Below are 2,742 nucleotides of genomic sequence, written 5' to 3'. Positions count from 1 at the left end.
CTGAATTCAGCGTCGGCTACTCTTGCCGGGATCGAAGTCGCGCATATGATCCGGAAAGGTCAGTTTGACAAGGCAGAGCAGTCTGGCTTCGCGCAGTTCGCAGCACTCGCTGGATAAGTGTATCCGCTAGTAGAGCCACCTTCGACTCGGCGGAAACTTTGCGACACAGCCTTCGATAATACGTGCCACCTCTTCGGCGCTCAACACGACGGGGATCTTCTTCGCGGCCCGCTGATAGCGCATGTGCCGCTTCATCTCAGGGCGTGGGCACGTCGCGGCGAAAAAGAAACTGAGCACCGTCAGCCGGCTGTTGAAGGTCGGCGCGCCAACGCCGCGTTCCTTCATATCAAGCTGGAACGCACGAAGTTCCTCCGGTGTCGCTGTATCCGGCGAATGCCCCAGAAAGCGCGTAAAGTCCCGCACCTCCGTAAAATGGAAGAGTGCTGCGTAATTCACGGCTGCACATCGCAAAGAGGGGCATGAATTGCTCAGTGGTGCAGACCTCGGTCAAAGGCCACTCGCCAAATTACGCATCGGGAAAGCTGCATCGCAGCGCTGATTCCTGTGATCATGCCTGCTTCAGGCCGTCAGCGTCGGTTGAGATTGATTCCACGGAAACCTGCCTCGTTCGCGTTGCCGCCTTTCGGTCATCAAAATGTCTGAACCATTCGCATTGGTTATAGAGCAGAATGCTGGGTAGCGAGCCTGTTGTGTTGAAGATGAGTTCTCTAATGCGATGTGGGCTAACGAAGTGGAAGAAGTTTTCTGGTTCGACAAAGGTCAAATCCCCCTCCCGCAACCAAAATAAACACAACATACCAGAGCGTTACGCCCCGCATCACGCGAGGCTTTTTGCTTGTCCGCATTTCAACTCAACGCCAACTCAACGTTGGACGAGTCGGCTGGTGACTCTGGGCTTGGATCGCTCCCGCGAGCCTGCCCAAACTCTTATCGACGTTGCGGGAAATATCCCGTGGCAGGTCACATTTCGTACGAAACCGCATCTGCCGAGTGATCAATTTTAGGATCACTCTTCGACAGCGACGAATCACCTTAAAAGTGCTAAACTGCCATATGCGTATTTTCATGCTCATAACCTGCCTCTTGGGTTTGGTACCGCTTGGGGTGCCGCGAGCATTTGCTGATCAGGCTCCTGGACAAGTGTCTGCCGAACTGCGCTATTTCGGCACCTGTGACGGTTCGGCAGTCGTTCAGATTGGTGAGCACGTGCTGCTCACGGCAAACGACGAAGACAATATTTTGCGAAGTTATCATCTACTGGGCGGCAAACCTCTGGGCCAGTTTGATATCTCATTGCTAGCCGGCGTGGACAGCAACGAAGAAATTGACATCGAAGGCGTTGCCCGACAGGGCGACTTGCTGTGGTGGATCGGATCGCATGGCCTGGGGAAAAAAGGCATCGAAGGCGATGACAAGCCAGCGCGTCGCAATATCTTTGCCACCAACATTCCAGGCCCTGGCCTTGAAAATCTGAAACTCGTCGAAAAACACACTAATCTGACGGACGCACTTAGGAATTCGGAGGACCTGAAAGAGATACTGACGCCGGAAGTGTGGAATCTGGCACCCAAAAAAGGTGGGTTGAACATTGAAGGCGTAGTATTTGCGCCAAATGGCGATTTGCTTGTCGGGCTGCGATCACCGCTGTTCGCCAAGAAAGGCAAGAAAGGCCGAGCGCTGATTGTTCATTTGCGAAAGGCTGGCGACGGCTGGTCAGTTGTGGATGTGTCAAGACTCAAGCTGGACGACCGGGGAATTCGGGATATTCACACAGTTGACGGCGGCTATCTGATGATTGCGGGCGAAGTCCACTCAGGCGGCAAGTCGGCGTTGTATTTCTGGAACGGCACGGACAAGCCGGAACTCCGGTCAGTGGACGGCATTCAGAATCTCAACCCAGAGGCCGTCATTCAATTTGACGGCCACCAGATCATCTTCAGCGATGACGGCACTCGCGACAGAAAGCCCGACTTCTTTGAAGCGGAACAGGAATGTGGCGAATTTTACGACCCGGAACAGAGTCATCCTCTGGTCTATTTTCGCGCTGTTGTCGTCAATCCGTGAACTGAGGTGCTCGGTCACCGAGTGTAACCTGACCACAATACCTGATAGGCAAATGGAAGCAGTGCAATTTGCCAAAACAAGGTAGGCTATTTGTGCAATGTTGAATCGAACAATTGGGGCAACAGGCTGAGATCTGCGATGCAAGACCCAGACATTCCGCGCAGCTGCAGCAAGTCTCTTTCTCGTTGCATGGCCACTCTCATCTTGTTCCTATAACGACATTGGCGTTGTGGATTTGCAGGCCGAAGTGACCCATGGAGGCTGTGTCGCGGTTTTGTTGCATGGATCGCCCCACCGCTGATATCGATGCGGCTTGTACCCTTCAGGATGTTGTGAATGCCGCACAAGTACAACGCCGATCGTCGTGACAAGATCCCGAAGCAAAAGCATCGGGTGACCAACTGGTCTGTGTACAACGAGGGCCTACGGCGGCGCGGTGATCTGACGGTTTGGATCAGCGAAGAAGCACTTGCCCTGTGGTCGGCTCCACGCCGAACGACGCGTGGCGGACAGCCACACTACTCTGATCTGGCGATCGAGTTGTGCCTGACGCTGGGCCTGGTCTTCAAGCAGGCGCTGCGTCAAACCCAAGGCTTGATGCGCTCCATTGCGAGGCTGCTTGGGATTGAGATCGCGGTGCCTGATTTCTCCACCCTA

Annotated in this window: 3 protein-coding genes and 1 pseudogene; 3 read left to right on the top strand and 1 reads right to left on the bottom strand. The window is 54.3% G+C overall.

Annotated features, from left to right (window positions below; genetic code table 11):
• Positions 1-117 (top strand): annotated as a pseudogene (locus ABJO75_RS11845) (IS6 family transposase); the annotation flags it as partial.
• A gap of 9 nt (positions 118-126) precedes the next feature.
• On the opposite strand, the gene ABJO75_RS11840 reads toward ABJO75_RS11845, so the two are convergent.
• Complete coding sequence (locus ABJO75_RS11840) at positions 127-456, bottom strand: phage integrase N-terminal SAM-like domain-containing protein (RefSeq protein ID WP_348413993.1); 330 nt, start codon at positions 454-456, stop codon at positions 127-129.
• Between the two features lie 555 nt (positions 457-1,011).
• On the opposite strand from ABJO75_RS11840, the gene ABJO75_RS11835 reads away from it, so the two are divergent.
• The gene (locus ABJO75_RS11835; RefSeq protein WP_348125987.1) at positions 1,012-2,085 is read left to right on the top strand and encodes a DUF3616 domain-containing protein; all 1,074 of its coding nucleotides are present in this window, start codon (positions 1,012-1,014) and stop codon (positions 2,083-2,085) included.
• A gap of 336 nt (positions 2,086-2,421) precedes the next feature.
• Positions 2,422-2,742, top strand: a 321-nt coding sequence (locus tag ABJO75_RS11830; RefSeq protein WP_348125985.1) for a transposase, incomplete at its 3' end; no start/stop codon positions are given.

The sequence above is a fragment of the Sedimentitalea sp. genome (assembly GCF_039973035.1).
Lineage (GTDB): Bacteria > Pseudomonadota > Alphaproteobacteria > Rhodobacterales > Rhodobacteraceae > Sedimentitalea.
The sequence above is the reverse complement of the archived record's forward strand: the minus strand, read 5'-3'. Positions and strand labels throughout refer to the sequence as shown.